This is a genomic window from Streptomyces sp. NPDC001070 (genome assembly GCF_053598835.1).
On the sequence record NZ_JBSFLB010000012.1, the window covers coordinates 140,977 to 160,008 of the forward strand.

The window sequence follows — 19,032 nt, forward strand, 5'->3', positions numbered from 1 at the left end:
GCGGCGCCGCCCCGGTCCGGGTGCGGCGCCGCCTTCGTCGCGCCGGGTCTCAGTTCTTGCGGTGGCCGATCAGCCGGGGCCTGGGCTCCAGTCCCGACAGGCCGTTCCAGGACAGGTTGACCAGGTGGGCGGCGACCTCCGCCTTCTTGGGCTTCTGCGCGTCCAGCCACCACTGCCCGGTGAGCGCGACCATCCCGACCAGCGCCTGCGCGTACAGCGGGGCGAGTTTGGCGTCGAAGCCGCGCTGCTTGAACTCCATGCCCAGGATGTCCTCCACCTGGGTGGCGATGTCGCTGATCAGCGAGGCGAAGGTGCCGGTCGACTGGGCGACCGGCGAGTCCCGCACGAGGATCCGGAAGCCGTCCGTGTACTGCTCGATGTAGTCCAGCAGCGCGAAGGCCGCCTGCTCCAGCAGCTCGCGCGGATGGCCCCCGGTGAGGGCACCGGTGACCATGTCCAGCAGGCGCCGCATCTCGCGGTCCACGACGACGGCGTAGAGGCCCTCCTTGCCGCCGAAGTGCTCGTACACCACGGGCTTGGAGACACCCGCCTTGTGTGCGATCTCCTCGACCGAGGTGCCCTCGAAGCCGCGTTCCGCGAAGAGCGTGCGCCCCACGTCGAGCAGTTGCTCGCGGCGTTCCTTGCCCGTCATGCGCACCCGGCGGGCACGCCGCGACGGCGCGCCCTCGCTGCTTCTGCTGCTGTTGCTGCCCTCGCTCACCCGTCAATCATGCCGCTTCGCTGACGTTCTCCTTACGGCGGGCCGCGATACGGTCAGCGGTCGGCCACCGTACGTCACTGGCCCAGCCGAGCAGTTCGAACCAGCGGATGAGGCGGGCGCTGGAGTCGACCTGGCCGCGGAGCACTCCGTGCCGGGCGCTGGTGGGGTCGGCGTGGTGGAGGTTGTGCCAGGACTCACCGCAGGACAGGACCGCCAGCCACCACACGTTGCCGGACCTGTCGCGGGAGCGGAAGGGGCGCTTGCCGACCGCGTGGCAGATCGAGTTGATCGACCAGGTGACGTGGTGCAGCAGTGCCACGCGGACCAGGGAGCCCCAGAAGAAGGCGGTGGCGGCGCCGGTCCACGACATCGTCACCAGGCCGCCGACCAGCGGCGGGAACAGCAGCGAGACGGCCGTCCAGATCCAGAAGTCGCGGCTGATCCGGCGGATCGCCGGGTCCTTGATCAGATCCGGCGCGTACTTGCGCTGCGGGGTCTGCTCCTCGTCGAACAGCCAGCCCATGTGGGCCCACCACAAGCCCTTGAGCAGGGCGGGTACCGTCTCGCCGTACCGCCACGGGCTGTGCGGGTCGCCGTCGGCGTCCGAGTACTTGTGGTGCTTGCGGTGGTCGGCGACCCAGCGCACGACCGGCCCCTCGACGGCCATGGACCCGGCGATGGCGAGGGCGATCCTCAGCGGGCGCTTGGCCTTGAACGAGCCGTGGGTGAAGTGGCGGTGGAAACCGATGGTGATGCCGTGACAGCCGAGGAAGTACATCCCCACCATCAGGCCGAGGTCGAGCCAGCTCAGACCCCAGCCCCACGCGAGCGGGATCGCCGCCACGAGTGCGAGGAAGGGGATACCGATGAAGAGTCCGAGGGTGATCTGCTCGATCGACTGCTTCTTGTCAGCACCGAGTGTGGCGCGGGGCAGTGGGGCCCCGTCGCCCGTCCCGGGTTCCGGGGACTCGGTGATCACGTCGGTCTGTGTGGTCATGGTGGTCCCTCAATGAAGGTCGGGGGCTACGCCACCGTAACTTACGGCCTCGTAAGTATGGCAGGGCTAAGTGACGGCCGAACAGAGCGCGCGTGTCGGCGGGAATACGGCTCTTGGCACATGTACCCATGTTTGACGAGGGGAAGTACCGATCTTTCCCGTCGCATTGGAGGCGGTCGGTGCGGCATAGTGGTGGGGGCCAGACGGACACCCGTACCGGATGTCCTGTTTGATCAGTGTTTCCATCCGCTGTGGTGTAACGGCAGCACTGAGGGTTTTGGTCCCTTAAGTCCGGGTTCGAATCCTGGCAGCGGAGCATGAACGAGGGGTCGCGACGGTCGTCGCGACCCTTCCGTGTCTGCCGCCCGAAACGCCCCGGTATCCTGCGGGTGACTGTCACCCCACGCCGAGGAGCCCGTTCCGTGAGCGCCCACCGCCCGGCTGCCGTCATCGTCCTCGCCGCGGGTGAGGGCACCCGCATGAAGTCGGCAACCCCCAAAGTCCTGCATGCGATCAGCGGTCGCTCCCTCGTGGGTCATGTCGTGTCCGCGGCCCGCGCCCTGGAACCCGAGCACCTGCTGGTCGTCGTCGGTCACGCCCGCGAGCAGGTGACCGCCCACCTGGCCGAGACCGACGCCGCGGTCCGCACCGCCGTGCAGTACGAGCAGAACGGCACCGGCCACGCGGTCCGCGCGGGCCTGGCGGAGCTCCCCGAGCTGACCGGCACGGTGGTGATCACCGCGGGTGACACCCCACTGCTCACCCCCGACACCCTGCGCGCGCTGGTCGCCACCCACGCCGCCGACGGCAACGCCGTCACCGTGCTGACCGCCGAGGTGCCCGACCCGACCGGCTACGGCCGCATCGTGCGCGGCGCGGACGGTTCGGTGCTCGCGATCGTCGAGCAGAAGGACGCCACCGACGAGCAGCGGGCCATCGCCGAGATCAACTCCGGAGTGTTCGCCTTCGACGCGCGGCTGCTGGCGGACGCGCTGGCCAAGGTGACCACCGACAACGCGCAGGGCGAGGAGTACCTCACCGACACCCTCGGCATCCTGCGCGAGGCCGGCCACCGCGTCGGCGCGTCGATCGCCCCGGACCACCGCGAGATCGCGGGCATCAACAACCGGGTGCAGCTCGCCGAGGCCCGCCGCACCCTCAACGACCGCCTGCTGCAGCGGGCGATGCTCGAAGGCGCGACGATCATGGACCCGGCGTCGACCTGGCTGGACGTCACGGTGGAGTTCGAGCCCGACTCGCTCGTGCTGCCGAACACCCAGCTCTACGGCAACACCCGGCTCGCCTCCGGCGCCGAGGTCGGCCCCAACTGCACGCTCACCGACACCCTGGTCGGCCCCGGCGCCAAGGTGAGCAACACCGTGGCCGTCAGCGCGGAGATCGGCGAGGCCGCGTCGGTCGGCCCGTACGCCTACCTGCGTCCCGGCACCAGGCTCGGCCCCAAGGCGAAGGCCGGCACCTACGTCGAGATGAAGAACGCCTCGATCGGCGAGGGCACCAAGGTCCCGCACCTGTCCTACGTCGGTGACGCGACGATCGGCGAGTACAGCAACATCGGCGCCGCCAGCGTCTTCGTCAACTACGACGGGCAGACCAAGCACCACACCACCATCGGCTCGCACTGCCGCACCGGCTCCGACAACATGTTCGTGGCTCCGGTCACAGTCGGGGACGGCGCCTACACCGCCGCGGGCTCGGTGATCACCAAGGACGTGCCGGCCGGTTCGCTCGCCGTCGCGCGCGGCCAGCAGCGCAACATCGAAGGCTGGGTGGCCAGGAAGCGTCCCGGCAGCGCCGCCGCGCAGGCCGCCGAACAGGCGCAGCAGGCCGGGCCCGAGGCCTGACCGCACGCGGGGCGGCCGTCCGGGGTGGCCTTCCCCACGTGCGCGGTTGCGCCACGCAGCGCGTACCGTGTGAGGTGCACACAATTCCGCCAGCTGCCTTACCGAAGGCGAAGCTGCGTTGAACACCAAGGAGACGGTGCAGTGACCGGGATCAAGACGACCGGTGAGAAGAAGCTCATGCTCTTCTCCGGCCGCGCACACCCCGAGCTCGCGGAGGAGGTGGCACGTGAGCTGGGCGTCAACCTTGTGCCGACGAAGGCCTTCGACTTCGCGAACGGTGAGATCTACGTCCGCTTCGAGGAGTCTGCCCGCGGCTCGGACGCTTTCGTCATCCAGAGCCACACCGCTCCCATCAACAAGTGGATCATGGAGCAGCTGATCATGATCGACGCGCTGAAGCGGGCCTCCGCCAAGCGCATCACCGTGGTCGTGCCCTTCTACGGATACGCGCGTCAGGACAAGAAGCACCGCGGCCGCGAGCCGATCTCGGCCCGCCTGGTCGCCGACCTGCTGAAGACCGCGGGTGCCGACCGGATCCTCACCGTCGACCTGCACACCGACCAGATCCAGGGCTTCTTCGACGGCCCGGTGGACCATCTGTTCGCGCTGCCGATCCTGGCGGACTACGTGGGCGCCAAGGTCGACCGCTCGAAGCTGACCGTCGTCTCCCCCGACGCCGGCCGGGTGCGCGTGGCCGACCGCTGGTGCGACCGCCTGGGCGCGCCGCTGGCCATCGTCCACAAGCGCCGCGACCCGGACGTCGCCAACCAGGTCACCGTCCACGAGGTCGTCGGTGACGTGCGCGGCCGGATCTGCGTCCTGGTCGACGACATGATCGACACCGGCGGCACCATCTGCGCCGCGGCGGACGCCCTGTTCGCCAACGGCGCCGAGGACGTCATCGTCACCGCCACCCACGGTGTGCTCTCCGGCCCGGCCGCGGACCGGCTGAAGAACTCCAAGGTGAGCGAGTTCGTCTTCACCGACACCCTGCCGACGCCGGGTGAGCTGGACCTCGACAAGATCACGGTGCTGTCGATCGCGCCGACGATCGCCAACGCGGTCCGCGAGGTCTTCGAGGACGGCTCCGTGACGAGCCTCTTCGAGGACGCGCACTGATCACGCGCATCGCGTACTGATCGATTTCCGGGGCGGCCTCCCCGCCGGGTAGACTCTGCGAGTTGCTCGGCGAGGGAGGCCGTTTCCGTTTCGGCGGCGGACTCCGTTATCGACGCGCTCCTCGTAAGTGGAACGGCCCGTCGTGGGCTGGGCGACCGACCGAAGTCCCGTCGTCATTACGAGGAGTGTGATTCCCGTGTCCGAGGTGAAGATCTCCGCGCAGCTGCGCACCGAGTTCGGCAAGGGCGCCGCCCGCCGCATCCGCCGTGCCCACCAGGTCCCCGGTGTCATCTACGGCCACGGCCAGGAGCCGAAGCACGTCTCCATGCCGGGCCACGACCTGCTGCTCGCCCTGCGCACCCCCAACGTCCTGATCAGCCTGGACATCGAGGGTGACGGCAAGGAGCTGGTGATCCCCAAGGCCGTGTCGCGCGACCCGCTGAAGGGCTTCCTGGAGCACGTGGACCTGCTCGCGGTCAAGCGCGGCGAGAAGGTCACCGTCGAGGTCCCGGTCGTCACCGAGGGCGAGTTGGCCCCGGGCGGCAACCTGCTGGAGCACGTCCTCAACGCGCTGCCGGTCGAGGCCGAGGCGACCCACATCCCCGAGGGCGTCACCGTCTCCATCGAGGGCCTCGAGGCCGGTACCTCCGTCCTCGCCAAGGACATCGTCCTGCCGAAGGGCACCAGCCTGGCCATCGACGAGGACGCCGTCGTCCTCCAGGTCGTCGCCGCCCAGGCCGAGGCTCCCGCCGAGGGCGAGGAGGCCGAGGCCGGCGAGGCCGCCGAGGCTCCCGCCGCCGAGTAAGTACGGCAGCACGCTGTTTCCGGACGCCGCCCCGCTCCGCCAGGAGCGGGGCGGCGGTCCTGTTGAATGGACGCCATGAGCATGAGCGCAGCGGAAAGCGCCCCCGAGGGGCCCTGGCTGGTGGCCGGTCTGGGCAACCCCGGACCGGAGTACGCCGGCAACCGGCACAACATCGGCTTCATGGTGGCCGATCTGCTCGCCGACCGGATCGGCGGGCGCTTCAAGGCCCACAAGACCCGGTCCCAGGTCGTCGAGGGACGCATCAGCGGCCGCCGCGTCGTGCTGGCCAAGCCGATGACGTACATGAACCTGTCCGGCGGTCCGGTGACGGCGCTGCGCGACTTCTACAAGGTGCCGCTCGGCAACATCATCGCGGTCCACGACGAGCTGGACATCGACTACGCGACCCTGCGCCTGAAGAAGGGCGGCGGCGACAACGGCCACAACGGCCTGAAGTCGATCACCAAGTCCCTCGGCCCGGACTACCTGCGGGTGCGCTGCGGCATCGGCCGGCCGCCGGGCCGGATGCAGGTCGCCGACTTCGTCCTCAAGGACTTCTCCTCCGCCGAGCGCAAGGAGCTCGAGTGGTTCGTGGACCGGGCGGCCGACGCGGTGGAGTCGCTCGTCTGCGAGGGTCTGGAGCGGGCGCAGGGCACGTACAACGGTTGACCATCGAAAGGTTGACCGAGCGCCACGCGATGGCCAAGGATCGCCCGCATGGTCAAACGGAGTCTCGCCCGCCGCACCGCCGAGAGCACCTGGGGTCTGCTGCTGGTCGGCCGCATCGTCCTGCTGAGCGCGCTGATCCTCTTCATTCTGGCGGCGGGAGTGTGGACGTCGTGGAAGACCGCGCAGCACGTCATGCTCACCAAAGGCCGAGAGCAGGGCACGATGACGGTCTCCGCCTGCGGCGCCGACACCTGCACCGGGCCCTTCGTGCCGGAGGGCCTCGGCTCCGTACGGGCGAAGGTGACGATCGACAAGTCGGTCACGCACCGTACCGGTGAGCGGATCCCGGTGGCCGTGAAGCCCGGCACCGACGAGGTGGTCCGCCGCGGACTCGCCGGTGTGCTGCACGCCTGGATCCCGCTGGCCGGCGCCCTGCTGCTGGCCTCCCTGATACTGGCCGGCGGCCTGCGCTGGCCGCGCACCGCCTGGACGACGGCGATCGCCGGCGGCCTGCTGCTGGGGGCGGCCTTCTTCACGCTGTGACGGCCACGGCCCGGTCTTCACACTGCGAACCGGGGCGTGGCACGATCGTTACGCCGGACCTATGGGTCAGGTGTGACGTATGCGGACCAACGGGGTTTTGTTTCCCTTGACTCGCAGGTCGCGGGGGTGAAATCTGGCCACCTCCCCCCGCATTCCGTCCTCACACCCTCAGGTGGTACGCCCATGCGCGCCCTTTCCACGGCAGGTGCAGCGACGGCGGCCCTGGCAGCGTCCCTGCTGTTCGCGCCCGTCGCCCTCGCCCACAACGCCCCCGGGGACAACGGCAATGTGAAGATCCACGACGCGAAGACCGGCGAGGAGCTGCACAAGAACGAGCCGCACGTCTGCACCTTCTACCTCGACGGCTTCCAGTTCGACGGCGGTCAGCGGGCCGACTGGCACATCGAGCGATGGGCCCCCACGGACGGCGAGAAGGGCGAGACGGTGAAGTCCGGTTCGCTGACGCTCGACGGCTCCGGTCACGAGCGCACGGAGGACATCGCGCTCGCGGACGGCCACTACAAGTTGTTCTGGAACTTCGACGGGGAGCACGGCCGGGCCAAGCACAAGGTCTTCTGGGTCGACTGCGCCGACAACGGCGAGGGGAACGGCGGCACGGGCACCCAGCCCTCCGGCTCGGCCTCGCCCTCCGGTTCGGTGTCTCCGTCCGGTCCGGCCTCCCCGTCCGCCTCCGCCCCGGCGGGTGGTGAGCAGCCGAACGGCTCGGCCTCCGCGACGGTCGCACCGTCCGCCTCGGACTCCGCCGCCCCCGGTACGGACAGCGGCAATCTCGCCGAGACCGGCGCCCAGGTGGGCGGCATCGCCTTCGCCGCGCTGCTGCTGGTCGGCGCGGGTGCGGCGCTGGTGATGCGGCGCCGCAAGGGCGCCGGACAGCACTGATCACCGGACAGCGCCGGCCGGCGGCGCCGGGCCCCGTGACGGGGTCCGGCGCCGCCGCCGTTTCACCCGGCGCCGGGCTCCAGGAACTCCAGGCGGTTGCCGAACGGGTCCTCGGTGTAGAAGCGGCGGTGCCCCGGCAGATCACCGTCCCAGACGACCCCGGCGCCGCGGGACCGCAGCACGTCCGCGTACGCCTCGATACCGCTCACCCGTAATCCCGGATGGGCCTTCCGCGCGGGGCGGAAGTCCTCCTCGACGCCTATGTGCAGCTGTGCGGAGCCGGCGGCGAACCAGCAGCCGCCGCGGGCGGCGAGCACGGGCGGCTTGGGGACCTCGGTCATCCCCAGGACCCCCGCGTAGAAGGCGCGCAGCCGCTCCTCGGAGCCGGGCGGGGCGGCGAGCTGGATGTGGTCGAGGGCGGTTATCAACGGGATCACCCGGCCTTTCGTGCGACGGCGAAGATCCGCCGGAAGGGGAAGACGGTGCCGTGCGGCCCGGCCGGGTAGGCCTTGCGCAGCAGGTCCCGGTACTGGCCGAGGAACTCCTGGGTGGCCACCGGGTCGTCCGCCAGGGCGGTCAGGACGGGGCGCAGCGCCGTGCCCTTGGTCCATTCGAGCACCGCGTCCTCGCCCTGCAGGAGCTGTACGTACGTGGTCTCCCAGACGTCGACGTCCACCTCGACCTCGGGGATCTCGATGAGGCGCTCCAGGTAGCCGGGAGGTTCGAGGATGTGGACGTAGCGGCGGCCGTGGCCGTCGCCGAGGCGGTCGCGCCAGGCCGGGGAGTCGCAGAGCTCGCCGAGCAGGGCGTGGCTGGGCGAGGTGAAGTTGCCGGGGACCTGGAAGGCCAGGACCCCACCGGGGGCGAGCTGCTCGACCCAGACGGGGAAGCGCTCGGCATGGCCCTCGACCCACTGGAGCGCGGCGTTGGAGACGATCAGGTCGTAGGGCCCGTCGGGGATCCAGTGGGCGGCGTCGGCGGCCCGGAACGTGAGGCTGCCGCCCCCGGGGGTGGGGCCCTCGTAGGCCCGGGCGGCCTCGAGCATGTCGGCGGAGCTGTCGAGACCGGTGATCCGGGCCCCGGGCCAGCGCTGCGCGAGCAGCGCGGTCACATTGCCGGGGCCGCAGCCGACGTCGGCGATACGCGGGCTCGCCCCCGGGAGCTCCGGTATCCGGGCCAGGAGGTCGTGGAAGGGGCGGGTGCGGTGGGTGGAGTGGCGGAGGTACTGCGTGGGGTCCCAGGTTGCTGCGGGCATGTTTCGAACTCCCTGGCGAGAAATGGATCTCTTCCTGCCGCCGACATTGCCCACAAGGTTCCAGAGCTAATCTCTTGACGTCAAGAGACTTCATGTCGACACAACCACTACACTGATCTCCATGGAGGACGAGGTCGACCGGCTGGTCGCTGCATGGCGCAGGGAGCGCCCTGACCTCGACGTCGAGCCGCTCGAGGTGCTCAGCCGGGTCAGCCGGCTGGCGAGGCATCTGGACCGGGCGCGCCGGCTGGCGTTCTCCGAGCACAGTCTGGAGCCCTGGGAGTTCGACGTGCTCACCTCCCTGCGCCGCGCGGGTGCGCCCTACCAGCTCTCGCCCGGGCAGCTGCTGACGCAGACACTGGTCACCTCGGGGACGATGACCAACCGGATCGACCGGCTCACCAAGAAGGGCCTCGTGGAGCGGCTGCCCGATCCCTCGGACCGGCGCGGCGTCCTCGTACGGCTCACCCCGGAGGGACGAGACCGGGCCGATCAGGCACTGGCGGGCCTCCTGGCCCAGGAGCGGGCGATCCTCGGCGAGCTCTCCAGCCGCCAGCGCGGGGAACTGGCGAATCTGCTCCGACAGTTGACCGCGCCCTTCGACAACATCCCCGGCTGACGCCGATTACCCGCCGTAACCATCAGGGAATGATCACAAACGGCCACGCTCCGCCACCGGTTGCGCACACAAAGTGGCGCATTTAGCGTGATGTCCGTGAACGCCGCATAAAGGCTCAAATGGCCACTTTTGCGGCTGCCGGCGCACCAAGTACCGACATCGTCAAGTGGAAGGCAGTCGGGCGCGCCGGCTTCCATTTCCCTGGACCCCGCCGGGTCCCGCTCCACCTTGGAGATGCAGATGACTCTGCACACCCGCGCAAGCAAGATAGCCGCAACCGCGGTGACCGGCGCCTTGGCCGGCACCCTCGCCATCGGCACCATGGGCACCGCCTTCGCCACCGACGGCCGGCCTGCCGCCGGGGTGCCTGCCGCTCCTGGACCGGACGGCCAAAGTGAAATCGTCTCTCCTTCCGAGCGCCTTCGCGATCTTTCCCGCGACGTAGCGGCGGCGTCCGCGCGCTCCCCCCACGTCGCCCTGTTCCAGGGCCGCGTCCTCGCCCGTACGGGTCTGCGGGTCCGCAGCGGACCCGGCGTGCAGTTCCCCAGCGTCGGCGTCGTTCCCTTCAACGCCTTGGTGGCCATCGTCTGCAAGGCCGTGGGCAGCCCCATCGGCGGCAACCCGCGCTGGTACCAGCTCAGCGGCAACCTCTGGGCCTGGTCCTCGGCCCGCTTCGTCGCCAACCTCGGCCCCGCGCCGGGCTGGTGCGGCGGCCCTGGCGGCGTCGGCGGGGTCGGCGGCGTCGGCGGCGTCGGCGGCATCGGCGGAATTGGCGGCATCGGCGGCATCGGCGGCATCAACTGCCGCGGCGGACACGGCGGCAGGGAGCACGGCCGCGGCGACGAGCGCTTCAACGGCGTGGAGGACCCCTTCCGCAACGACGACCGCACCGAGCAGCCCCTCGACAGTGTCGCCCTCGCCAAGCGCGGCGACGGCCCCGGCGGCCGCGGCGGCAACGGCCGCGGCGGCATCAACGGCGGTCCCGGCTTCGTGGGCGGCGTCGGCGGAGTCGGTGGAATCGGCGGCCCCGGCTTCGTCGGCGGCGTCGGCGGCGTCGGCGGCGTCGGCGGCGTCGGTGGAATCGGCGGCCCCGGCTTCGTCGGCGGCATCGGCGGAGTAGGCGGAGTAGGCGGAATCGCCGGTCCTGGCTTCGTGGGTGGCGTCGGCGGCCCCGGCTTCGTCGGCGGAGTCGGAGGAATCGGCGGCCCCGGCTTCGTGGCCGGCCCCGGCTTCAACAACGGCCTCGGCGGCTTCAACGGTCTCGGGGGCTTCAACTGCCGTAACAACGGCCTCGGCGGCAACCGCGGCGACAACGGGCGCGGCGGCAACGGCCGCGACAACGGCCGTGGAGACAACGGGCGCGGCGGCAACGGCCGTGGAGACAACGGGCGCGGCGGCAACGGCGGCGACAACGGCCGCGACCCCTTCGACAACCGCGGCGACAACGGCCGCGATCCCTTCGACGACCGCGGCGACAACCGCGGCGACAACGGCCGCGACCCCTTCGACGACCGCGGCGACAACCGGGGCAACAACGGCCACGGCGACAACAACGGCCACGGCGACAACCACGGCAACAACAACGGCCACGGCGACAACCACGGCAACAACAACGGCCACGGCGACAACCGCGGCAACGACAACGGCCGGGACCCGTTCGCCGGCCTCAACGACCGCGGTCAGGACAACGGTCATCGTGACCGTGCCAACGACCGTGACACCAGCCGCTCGGCGCCGGTCACCGGCGTCGGCGGTGAATAACCGCGGGACTCCGCGGTGACCCGGCGGGTCGCTCTCCCCGGTGACGGGGAGGGCGATCCGCCGCGCGACGTACCGTCAGGCGTGCTGGACGGGTGCCGCCGAGCCCACCCGGGCGGCCTCGCCCTCGGCCGGGGGCACCCCCGCCCGCCGGGCCAGTGCCACCGCGGCCAGCGTCGAGTGCACGCCCAGCTTGCCCAGCACGTTCTGCATGTGGGTACGGACCGTGTGCGGCGACAGATACAGCCGCTCGGCGACCGCCTTCCGGCCCAGGCCCGCCACCATGCAGCGCAGCACCTCCTGCTCGCGCGGGGTGAGCGACTCCACCAGTCGCTCGCTCTCCGTGCGATGGCGGCGCGCGGCGGTCAACTCCCGCAGCACCCCGGTGAGGAGCGCGGGCGGCAGATGCGTCTCGTCGCGCAGGACGCCGCGCATCACCGCCAGCAACCGGGACAGTGAGCAGTCCTTGGCGACCCAGCCGAAGGCGCCCGCCTGCAGGGCCCGGGCGGCACGGCGCGCGTCGTCCCGCTCGGCCAGTACGACCGTCCGGGTCGCGGGGTGTTCCGCGCGGACGCGTTCCACCAGGGCGATGCCGTCGAGCCCGGCCTGGGCGCCGCCGTCCACCGCGCCCAGCGGCGCGATCTTGGGCGTCCCCATGACCAGGCCCCCCGCCGTGGACGCCGTGCCCAGGTCGGCGTCGACCAGCAGCACGTCGTAACGGCGGCCGTCGGCAACCGCGCGTTCCAGGCAGCGCTGGGCGGCCGCCCCGCTCCCGGCGGCCGACACGTCGACATCGGGTTCCGCCGCGAGGGCGGCTGCGAGCGATTCGGCGAAGATGCGGTGGTCGTCGACGACGAGAACGCGGATTCGTCCCACGGGCCCCACTCCCGGCATTCGGCACTTTCCCCCACGGACAAGGTCGATGTGCACGGAGGGCCGGCACCTGGTGGGGGAGGCCGCACCCCGCCGGGCTAGCAGCCGTCCCCCACCAGGTGCCGAACTCTTGTGTCTGCCCCCTGATGCCGCCGGCCCCCACCGGCGCTGCCAAAAAGCCTAGGGGCAGGAGCAGACAAAGGCGCCCGAATGGAAAAACTTGCGGGACGGACTTCCCCGGGGACGTGCCAAGCTGTGGCCCATGGTGCGGTTTTCCACAGCGGTGGACGATGAGCGGCGTGCCGAACTGCGGCAGCGGCTGCGGGTGTCCAACACGGCCGGGTCGCCGGTGCTCGCGTCGATGCGCGGCACCGACGCGGAACGGGAGCTCCCCGTCGACGTCCACGCCTTCGACGAGGACGGGGAACTGGTCGGCGGCCTCGCGGGGCACACCTGGGCGCGGTGGCTCCACATCGACCTGCTCTGGGTCGCCGGGGCCGCCCGCGGCGAGGGTGTGGGCGGCGAACTCGTCCGCCGCGCCGAGGCCGCCGCCCGTGAGCGGGGCTGCCTCCACGCCCGCGTCAGCACCTGGGACTTCCAGGCCCCCCGCTTCTACGAGGGGCTGGGCTACGTCATCGTCTGCGCGATCCCCGACTACCCGCCGGGCGTGACGGACTTCCTGCTGACCAGGCGCCTCACCGACGGGAGCTGAGCCCGCGGGCTCAGCTCCCGGTCCCCGTCGGCGTCAGGTCAGCCGGCGCGCCCCCGCGGACGGCACCGCGGTGAAGACCCGGGGTTCGCGGTGGCCGGCCGTGGCGAAGGCGCTGACGATCGCGTCGGCGGTCTTCTCCGCGGCGGAGTCCTCCACCAGCACGATCGCCGAACCGCCGAAGCCGCCGCCGGTCATGCGCGCGCCCAGGGCGCCCGCCTCGACACCGGCCGAGACCACGAGGTCGAGTTCGGGGCAGGAGACCCGGAAGTCGTCCCGCAGGGAGGCGTGGCCCTCGGTCAGCACCGGCCCGATGCCACGGGCGTCGCCCGTCTCCAGCAGCTCGACGACCCGCTCGACCCGCCGGTTCTCGGTGACGACGTGCCGTGCCAGCGACCGCAGTCCGGGCTCGTCGATGCGCGCGAGGGCCTCGTCGAGCCCGTCGTACGGGACGTCCCGCAGCGCGTCCACGCCGAGCAGCGCCGCCGCCTCCTCGCAGCCGGCCCGCCGCCTGCCGTACTCGCCCTCGCTGTGGGCGTGGGCGACCCGGGTGTCGACGACCAGCAGCCGCAGGCCCTGGGACGCCAGGTCGAAGGGGATCTGGCGCTGCGCCAGGTCGCGGGTGTCCAGCCACAGTGCGTGCCCCTCGGTGCAGCACGCCGAGGCGGTCTGGTCCATGATCCCGGTGGGGGCGCCCACGTAGACGTTCTCGGCGCGCTGGCAGAGCCGGGCGATCCGCCAGCTTTCCAGGCCGAGGCCGTAGAGGTCGTTGACGGCGACGGCCGTGACGACCTCGAGGGCGGCCGAGGACGACAGCCCGGCGCCGGTGGGGACGGTGCTCTCGAAGTGGATGTCGGCACCGGTGATCTCGTGGCCGGCGTCGCGCAGCGCCCAGATGACCCCGGCGGGGTAGTCGGCCCAGCCCGCGCCGCCGCCGGGTTCGAGCTCGTCGACGTGGAGTTCCACGACGCCCGCGGGGACGTCCGGCGAGGCGGTGTGCAGCCGCAGCCGGCCGTCGGCACGGCGGGCGACCGCCGCGACGGTGGTGTGCGGCAACGCGAAGGGCATCACGAAGCCGTCGTTGTAGTCGGTGTGCTCGCCGATCAGGTTCACCCGGCCGGGCGCGGCCCAGACCCCCTCGGGCCCGGTGCCGTACGTCGCTCGGAAGCCGTCCTCGGTCACTTGCCGTCCTCCCGGTTCTGCAGGTCCTGTGCGAAGTTCCAGGCGTCGCGGACGATCTCGGCGAGATCGGTTCGCGAGGGGCGCCAGCCGAGCCGCTCCTTGGCGCGCTCGGCGGAGGCGACCAGGACGGCCGGGTCACCGCCGCGGCGCGCGGTCACGACCTCGGGGACGGGGTGTCCGGTCACCTGCCGGACGGTCTCGATGACCTCGCGCACGGAGAAGCCGTTGCCGTTGCCGAGGTTGCAGATCAGGTGCTCGCCGGGGGCCGGCGCGTCGACGGCGAGCAGATGCGCCTCGGCGAGGTCGGCGACGTGGATGTAGTCGCGGACGCAGGTCCCGTCGGGAGTCGGGTAGTCGTCGCCGAAGACGGAGATCGCCTCCCGGCGGCCCTGGGCGACCTGCAGCACGAGCGGGATGAGGTGCGACTCGGGGTCGTGGCGCTCGCCGAAGGCGCCGTAGGCGCCCGCGACGTTGAAGTAGCGCAGGGAGACCGCCGCCAGGCCGTGGGCGACGGCCTCGCTGGTGATCATGTGGTCGACGGCGAGCTTGGAGGCGCCGTACGGGTTGGTCGGCAGCGTCGGGTCGTCCTCCGTGATGGGGACGGACTTCGGCTCGCCGTAGGTGGCGGCGGTGGAGGAGAAGACCATGCGGCGCACACCGGTGTCGCGCATGGCCGTGAGCAGGTCCAGCGTGCCCGCGACGTTGTTGCGCCAGTACTTCTCGGGGTGGACGACGGACTCGCCGACCTGGGAGCTGGCCGCGAAGTGCAGCACGGCGTCGTACGTGGCGTCGAGCACCTTCGCCGCGTCCTGGACGCGGCCCTCGACGAAGTCGGCGCCCTCGGGGACGCCGGCCCGGAAGCCGGTGGACAGGTCGTCCAGGACGGTGACCCGGTGGCCGGCTTCCAGCAGATGGGCCGCCACGACGCTGCCCACGTATCCGGCGCCGCCGGTGACCAGAACCTTCTTCGTGCGGGGGTCGCTCACAGGGTCACAGCCTTTCTCGCATTCGTCTCGGGGCCACCGTAGTGGCGCCGGGTGAACACTCGCCGAGAGTGCGGCACCGTTCCGTTCACGAGCACGCGGCTCACGAGGAAGCGACCTCCCTCAGCCGGCTCGCGGCGGTCTCCGGCGGCACATCGTTGATGAACGCGCTCATGCCGGACTCGGAGCCGGCGAGGTACTTCAGCTTCCCTTCGGTGCGGCGGATCGTGAACAGCTCCAGGTGCAGCGCGAACTCGTCGCGCAGCGCACTGCCGAACGGCGCCTGGTGCCAGCCGGAGATGTACGGGGTCGGGGGCTGTCCCGGGCCGAACAGCCGGTCGAAGCGGCGCAGCAGTTCCAGGTACAGCCCCGGGAACTCCGCGCGGGCCGCCTCGTCCAGGGCCGTCAGGTCCGGCACCCGGCGAAGCGGGTAGAGGTGCACCTCGTACGGCCAGTGGGCGGAGTACGGCACGAAGGCGGTCCAGTGCTCGCCCTCCAGGACGACGCGGCTGCCGTCCTCGCGCTCGCGGGCCACCAGGTCGTCGAAGAGGTTGCGGCCGTCGGTGGCCTCACGGTGCCGCTCCAGGGAACGGAGCATCAGCTCGGTGCGGGGCGTGGCGTACGGATAGCCGTAGATCTGGCCGTGCGGGTGGCCGAGGGTGACGCCGATCTCCTCGCCGCGGTTCTCGAAGCAGTAGACCTGCTCGACGCCGGGCAGCCGGGAGAGTTCGGCCGTGCGGTCGGTCCAGGCGTCGAGGACCAGCCGGGCCTGCTCGGGGGTGAGGTCGGCGAAGGACTTGTCGTGCTCGTCGGTGAAGCACACGACCTCGCACCGGCCGTGTTCCCCGGTGAGCGAGGGGAAGCGGTTCTCGAAGACGACCACGTCGTAGTGGTCGTCCGGGATCTCTCCCCCATAGGGGGCACCCCCATGCCGGCCCTCCCGGGACGGGCACAGCGGGCACTCGTCCGCGGGCGGGTGGTAGGTGCGGGCCTGGCGGTGGGAGGCGACGGCGACGAAGTCACCGAGCAGCGGGTCGTGGCGGATCTCCGAGGCGGACGCGATCTCGTCCAGCGGCCGCCGGTCCACGGCGTCGCGGGGTTCGTCGTCGCGCAGGTCGTAGTAGATCAGCTCGCGCCCGTCGGCGAGCCGGGTCGATGTCTTCTTCACCCTGCGGGCTCCTCACGCCACGCCAACAAACAGAACCAAACACAATGAACCACAACGCAACAGCGGCGTCAACGAGGACCCCGTACCGGGGAGTGATCAAACCATGCAAAACCTGGCAGAAGGGCTACGGCTCCCCACCAACGCGCTCGACTACTCGATCCTCGCGATCTACTTCGTCGTCGTCCTCGGCATCGGCTTCGCGGCGCGCCGCGCCGTGCGGACCAGCCTCGACTTCTTCCTGTCCGGCCGGTCGCTGCCCGCCTGGGTCACCGGTCTGGCGTTCATCGCCGCCAACCTGGGTGCCACCGAGATCCTCGGGATGGCCGCCAACGGCGCACAGTACGGCGTGTACGTGGTGCACTGGTACTGGATCGGCGCCATTCCGGCCATGGTCTTCCTCGGCCTGGTGATGATGCCGTTCTACTACGGCTCCAAGGTCCGTTCCGTGCCGGAGTTCCTGCTTCACCGCTTCGGTCCCGCCTCGCACCTGCTCAGTTCGATCATCTTCGCGGTGTCGGCGCTGCTCATCGCGGGCGTCAACCTGTACGCGATGGCGATCGTGCTGGAGGCGCTGATCGGCTGGCCGCAGTGGGTGGCGATCGTCGTCTCCGGCTTCTTCGTGCTCTTCTACATCACCCTCGGCGGCCTCTCCTCCGCGATCTACAACGAGGTGCTGCAGTTCTTCGTGATCCTCGCGGCGCTGATCCCGCTCACCGTCGTCGGGCTGAAGCGGGTCGGCGGCTGGTCCGGCCTGAGGGACTCGCTGACCGACTCCCACGGCGCCGCGTTCCTCACCGCCTGGGACGGCACCGGCATCGGCTCGCCGAACCCGCTCGGGGCGAACTGGCTGACCATCGTGCTGGGGCTCGGCTTCGTTCTCAGCTTCGGCTACTGGACGACCAACTTCGCCGAGGTGCAGCGCGCACTGTCGGCGAAGAACCTCTCGGCCGCCCAGCGCACCCCGCTCATCGCCGCGTACCCCAAGATCTTCATCCCGCTGATCGTCGTCCTGCCGGGGCTGATCGCGCTCGTCATGGAGCCGGGCCTGGGCAAGCCGGGCAGCGGGCTGCAGTACAACGACGCGATCCCGGTGCTCATGCGCGACCTGCTGCCCAACGGCGTCCTCGGGATCGCCATCACCGGACTGCTGGCCGCCTTCATGGCCGGCATGGCGGCCAACGTCTCGTCGTTCAACACCGTCTTCACGTACGACATCTGGGGCGCCTACGTGCGGCGCGGCCGCCCCGACGGCTACTACATCACGACCGGGCGCGTGGTGACGGCGATCGGCGTGCTCATCGGCATGGGCACGGCCGTCATCGCCTCGTCCTTCAGCAACATCATGAACTACCTGCAGACGCTCTTCTCGTTCTTCAACGTGCCGCTGTTCTGCGTGTTCATCCTCGGCATGTTCTGGAAGCGCTCCACCGCGGCGGCCGGCTTCTGGGGGCTGCTGAGCGGCACGGTCGCCGCGATGATCAACTACTTCTGGTTCTACAAGGGCGGGCTGATCTCGATCCCCAGCGACCAGGGCGCCAACTTCGTCTCCGCCATCGCCGCCTTCGTCGTAGGCGGCGTGGTGATGATCGCCGTCTCGTGGTTCACGAAGCCGAAGCCCGTCGAGTCGCTGGCCGGCCTCGTCTACGGGACCACCTCACCGGGCATGGCCGAGCCGCCCGCCAAGGGCGACGACGCCTGGTACCGCAGGCCCGCGCTGCTCGGCTGGGGCGCGGTCATCCTGGCCGCCCTGTGCTACATCCCCTTCTCCCTCTGAGGTGACGTGTCGTGAGCCAGTACGGGAACGAGTCGGAGTTCCAGCACCGGATCGAGGAGCTGGAGCAGAAGTCGGCCTCCGCGGCACGGCTCTTCGACGTGCGCCGCGTCATCGGGGGCCTGTTCGTCGTCTACGGGCTGATCGTGACCATCGCCGGGATCACCGCCTCCGACGCGGCCATCGCCAAGGCCGAGGGCATCAACATCAACCTCTGGGCCGGGATCGGCATGCTGGTGCTCGGACTGCTCTTCCTCCTGTGGATGAAGCTCAGTCCGCCTCCTCCCCTGCCCCCTGCGGAGGACCCCCCTGAGCGGGGATCGCACCGCCCGGGAGACGATGGCTGACCCGGTCCAGCAGACCCGTGCGGGCCGCCAGCGCCGCGGCCTCCAGCCGGGAGCCCACCCCCAGCTTCATCAGCACCCGCTGCACATGCGTCCGGGCGGTGCTGGGCGCGATGCGCATGCCCGCCGCGATCAGCCGGGTGTCCTCGCCCTCCGCGACCCGCAGCAGCACCTCGACCTCGCGCGGGGTGAGCATCTGGAGGAGCCTGGTGCCCTCGTCGTCCGGCTCGGCCACCGGGTTGAGCAGCTCGGCGAACGCGCCCTGCAGCAGTGCCGGCGCCACGGCCACCTCGCCCGCGCGGGCCTTGGCCATCGCCCGCTCGACGCCCTCGATCCGCTCGTCGTGCCGTACGTACCCCGAGGCCCCCGCGGCGAAGGCGGCGGCTATCCCCCGCGGGTTGGGCACCGGCCCGAGGACCAGCACCGCCACCCCGGGCCGCTCCCGCTTGATGCGGACGACCGCGTCGAAGGCACCCGGCTCGGCCGGCGCCGCCGTCCCGATCAGGCACACCTCCGGCGACCGGCTCAGCACGAGATCCGCCGCCCCCGACGAGGGCGCGGCCGCCGCGAGCACCCGGTGCCCGCGCAGCTTCAGCGCCGAGGCGAGCGCCTCGGCCAGCAGACGATGGTCGTCGACGACGACGAGCCGTACGCCCATGGGCGTCCCCCTCATCCCCCCATGGACTGGCGCGGACCTGCCCACCGAGTCCAAGCCGTCCCCCTTCACATGCCGTGGCGAGGCCCGTCCGGCACG

20 protein-coding genes and 1 tRNA gene are annotated in these 19,032 nt (G+C 71.1%); 12 read left to right on the forward strand and 9 right to left on the reverse strand.

Annotated features, from left to right (window positions below; genetic code table 11):
* Nucleotides 1–49: 49 nt before the first annotated feature.
* Together ACWDAS_RS16975 and ACWDAS_RS16980 are read right to left on the reverse strand one after the other, a co-directional pair.
* Nucleotides 50–652: a TetR/AcrR family transcriptional regulator gene (locus ACWDAS_RS16975; RefSeq protein ID WP_361800227.1), complete on the reverse strand. Its 603-nt coding sequence runs from the start codon at nucleotides 650–652 to the stop codon at nucleotides 50–52.
* 76 nt (nucleotides 653–728) lie between these two features.
* Nucleotides 729–1,718, reverse strand: a complete 990-nt coding sequence (locus ACWDAS_RS16980; protein WP_450390971.1) for an acyl-CoA desaturase — start codon at nucleotides 1,716–1,718, stop codon at nucleotides 729–731.
* A 245-nt stretch (nucleotides 1,719–1,963) separates the two neighbouring features.
* Between ACWDAS_RS16980 and ACWDAS_RS16985 the strand changes: the two genes are divergently transcribed.
* The 7 genes from ACWDAS_RS16985 to ACWDAS_RS17015 all read left to right on the forward strand — a co-directional run bounded on the left by ACWDAS_RS16985 (nucleotide 1,964) and on the right by ACWDAS_RS17015 (nucleotide 7,616).
* Nucleotides 1,964–2,034: transfer RNA gene (locus ACWDAS_RS16985), tRNA-Gln, on the forward strand.
* 106 nt (nucleotides 2,035–2,140) lie between these two features.
* Entirely contained in the window at nucleotides 2,141–3,580 is a 1,440-nt protein-coding gene (glmU, locus tag ACWDAS_RS16990) for a bifunctional UDP-N-acetylglucosamine diphosphorylase/glucosamine-1-phosphate N-acetyltransferase GlmU (RefSeq protein WP_450390974.1), read from the forward strand.
* A 141-nt stretch (nucleotides 3,581–3,721) separates the two neighbouring features.
* Entirely contained in the window at nucleotides 3,722–4,699 is a 978-nt protein-coding gene (locus tag ACWDAS_RS16995; RefSeq protein ID WP_018559811.1) for a ribose-phosphate diphosphokinase, read from the forward strand.
* 196 nt (nucleotides 4,700–4,895) lie between these two features.
* Nucleotides 4,896–5,504, forward strand: a complete 609-nt coding sequence (locus tag ACWDAS_RS17000; RefSeq protein ID WP_450390978.1) for a 50S ribosomal protein L25/general stress protein Ctc — start codon at nucleotides 4,896–4,898, stop codon at nucleotides 5,502–5,504.
* A gap of 66 nt (nucleotides 5,505–5,570) precedes the next feature.
* Nucleotides 5,571–6,173: an aminoacyl-tRNA hydrolase gene (gene pth, locus ACWDAS_RS17005; RefSeq protein ID WP_450390981.1), complete on the forward strand. Its 603-nt coding sequence runs from the start codon at nucleotides 5,571–5,573 to the stop codon at nucleotides 6,171–6,173.
* 48 nt (nucleotides 6,174–6,221) lie between these two features.
* Nucleotides 6,222–6,716: a hypothetical protein gene (locus tag ACWDAS_RS17010; protein WP_450390983.1), complete on the forward strand. Its 495-nt coding sequence runs from the start codon at nucleotides 6,222–6,224 to the stop codon at nucleotides 6,714–6,716.
* A 183-nt stretch (nucleotides 6,717–6,899) separates the two neighbouring features.
* A complete protein-coding gene (locus ACWDAS_RS17015; protein WP_450390986.1) occupies nucleotides 6,900–7,616 on the forward strand; it encodes an LPXTG cell wall anchor domain-containing protein in 717 nt (238 codons plus the stop codon).
* Nucleotides 7,617–7,678: 62 nt separating this feature from the next.
* Here ACWDAS_RS17015 and ACWDAS_RS17020 read toward each other — a convergent pair whose 3' ends face one another.
* Nucleotides 7,679–8,044, reverse strand: coding sequence for a VOC family protein (locus ACWDAS_RS17020; protein ID WP_450391177.1), 366 nt, complete (start codon nucleotides 8,042–8,044; stop codon nucleotides 7,679–7,681).
* A gap of 5 nt (nucleotides 8,045–8,049) precedes the next feature.
* Nucleotides 8,050–8,871 carry a trans-aconitate 2-methyltransferase gene (locus tag ACWDAS_RS17025; protein WP_450390989.1) on the reverse strand — a complete coding sequence of 274 codons (822 nt, stop codon included), beginning with the start codon at nucleotides 8,869–8,871 and terminating at the stop codon, nucleotides 8,050–8,052.
* Nucleotides 8,872–8,992: 121 nt separating this feature from the next.
* Here ACWDAS_RS17025 and ACWDAS_RS17030 point away from each other — a divergent pair, with 121 nt between their 5' ends.
* Both ACWDAS_RS17030 and ACWDAS_RS17035 read left to right on the forward strand, forming a co-directional pair.
* Entirely contained in the window at nucleotides 8,993–9,490 is a 498-nt protein-coding gene (locus ACWDAS_RS17030) for a MarR family winged helix-turn-helix transcriptional regulator (protein WP_361800145.1), read from the forward strand.
* A gap of 240 nt (nucleotides 9,491–9,730) precedes the next feature.
* Nucleotides 9,731–11,251: a hypothetical protein gene (locus ACWDAS_RS17035; protein WP_450390991.1), complete on the forward strand. Its 1,521-nt coding sequence runs from the start codon at nucleotides 9,731–9,733 to the stop codon at nucleotides 11,249–11,251.
* A gap of 75 nt (nucleotides 11,252–11,326) precedes the next feature.
* On the opposite strand, the gene ACWDAS_RS17040 is transcribed toward ACWDAS_RS17035, so the two are convergent.
* Nucleotides 11,327–12,124 (reverse strand): LuxR C-terminal-related transcriptional regulator, encoded by a 798-nt coding sequence (locus tag ACWDAS_RS17040; protein ID WP_450390994.1) that lies wholly within the window; start codon nucleotides 12,122–12,124, stop codon nucleotides 11,327–11,329.
* Between the two features lie 259 nt (nucleotides 12,125–12,383).
* On the opposite strand from ACWDAS_RS17040, the gene ACWDAS_RS17045 reads away from it, so the two are divergent.
* Nucleotides 12,384–12,833 carry a GNAT family N-acetyltransferase gene (locus ACWDAS_RS17045; RefSeq protein WP_450390997.1) on the forward strand — a complete coding sequence of 150 codons (450 nt, stop codon included), beginning with the start codon at nucleotides 12,384–12,386 and terminating at the stop codon, nucleotides 12,831–12,833.
* A gap of 33 nt (nucleotides 12,834–12,866) precedes the next feature.
* Here the strand turns inward: ACWDAS_RS17045 and galK are convergent, their stop codons facing one another.
* From galK to galT, 3 genes are all read right to left on the reverse strand, one after another.
* Nucleotides 12,867–14,012 (reverse strand): galactokinase, encoded by a 1,146-nt coding sequence (galK, locus tag ACWDAS_RS17050; RefSeq protein WP_450391000.1) that lies wholly within the window; start codon nucleotides 14,010–14,012, stop codon nucleotides 12,867–12,869.
* The gene (galE, locus tag ACWDAS_RS17055; RefSeq protein ID WP_450391003.1) at nucleotides 14,009–14,998 is read right to left on the reverse strand and encodes a UDP-glucose 4-epimerase GalE; all 990 of its coding nucleotides are present in this window, start codon (nucleotides 14,996–14,998) and stop codon (nucleotides 14,009–14,011) included. The genes galK and galE overlap by 4 nt, the downstream gene beginning before the upstream one ends.
* A 100-nt stretch (nucleotides 14,999–15,098) precedes the next feature.
* Nucleotides 15,099–16,163 (reverse strand): galactose-1-phosphate uridylyltransferase, encoded by a 1,065-nt coding sequence (gene galT / locus ACWDAS_RS17060; RefSeq protein WP_450391006.1) that lies wholly within the window; start codon nucleotides 16,161–16,163, stop codon nucleotides 15,099–15,101.
* Between the two features lie 103 nt (nucleotides 16,164–16,266).
* On the opposite strand from galT, the gene ACWDAS_RS17065 reads away from it, so the two are divergent.
* Together ACWDAS_RS17065 and ACWDAS_RS17070 are read left to right on the forward strand one after the other, a co-directional pair.
* Nucleotides 16,267–17,937 carry a sodium:solute symporter family protein gene (locus ACWDAS_RS17065; RefSeq protein WP_450391009.1) on the forward strand — a complete coding sequence of 557 codons (1,671 nt, stop codon included), beginning with the start codon at nucleotides 16,267–16,269 and terminating at the stop codon, nucleotides 17,935–17,937.
* Nucleotides 17,938–17,948: 11 nt separating this feature from the next.
* Entirely contained in the window at nucleotides 17,949–18,281 is a 333-nt protein-coding gene (locus tag ACWDAS_RS17070; protein WP_450391012.1) for a hypothetical protein, read from the forward strand.
* Here ACWDAS_RS17070 and ACWDAS_RS17075 read toward each other — a convergent pair.
* The gene (locus tag ACWDAS_RS17075; protein ID WP_450391015.1) at nucleotides 18,205–18,936 is read right to left on the reverse strand and encodes a helix-turn-helix transcriptional regulator; all 732 of its coding nucleotides are present in this window, start codon (nucleotides 18,934–18,936) and stop codon (nucleotides 18,205–18,207) included. The two genes, ACWDAS_RS17070 and ACWDAS_RS17075, sit on opposite strands and share 77 nt — an antisense overlap.
* Nucleotides 18,937–19,032: the final 96 nt, after the last annotated feature.

Excerpts from the sequence above, each read along its gene's own strand:
- ACWDAS_RS17065 (WP_450391009.1), top strand. The coding sequence starts at position 16,267 with ATGCAAAACCTGGCAGAAGGGCTACGGCTCCCCACCAACGCGCTCGAC.
- ACWDAS_RS17035 (WP_450390991.1), top strand. The coding sequence starts at position 9,731 with ATGACTCTGCACACCCGCGCAAGCAAGATAGCCGCAACCGCGGTGACC.
- ACWDAS_RS17030 (WP_361800145.1), top strand. The coding sequence starts at position 8,993 with ATGGAGGACGAGGTCGACCGGCTGGTCGCTGCATGGCGCAGGGAGCGC.
- ACWDAS_RS16980 (WP_450390971.1), bottom strand. The coding sequence starts at position 1,718 with ATGACCACACAGACCGACGTGATCACCGAGTCCCCGGAACCCGGGACG.
- ACWDAS_RS17010 (WP_450390983.1), top strand. The coding sequence starts at position 6,222 with ATGGTCAAACGGAGTCTCGCCCGCCGCACCGCCGAGAGCACCTGGGGT.
- pth (WP_450390981.1), top strand. The coding sequence starts at position 5,571 with ATGGACGCCATGAGCATGAGCGCAGCGGAAAGCGCCCCCGAGGGGCCC.
- ACWDAS_RS17015 (WP_450390986.1), top strand. The coding sequence starts at position 6,900 with ATGCGCGCCCTTTCCACGGCAGGTGCAGCGACGGCGGCCCTGGCAGCG.
- ACWDAS_RS17075 (WP_450391015.1), bottom strand. The coding sequence starts at position 18,936 with ATGGGCGTACGGCTCGTCGTCGTCGACGACCATCGTCTGCTGGCCGAG.
- ACWDAS_RS16975 (WP_361800227.1), bottom strand. The coding sequence starts at position 652 with ATGACGGGCAAGGAACGCCGCGAGCAACTGCTCGACGTGGGGCGCACG.
- ACWDAS_RS17025 (WP_450390989.1), bottom strand. The coding sequence starts at position 8,871 with ATGCCCGCAGCAACCTGGGACCCCACGCAGTACCTCCGCCACTCCACC.
- ACWDAS_RS17045 (WP_450390997.1), top strand. The coding sequence starts at position 12,384 with ATGGTGCGGTTTTCCACAGCGGTGGACGATGAGCGGCGTGCCGAACTG.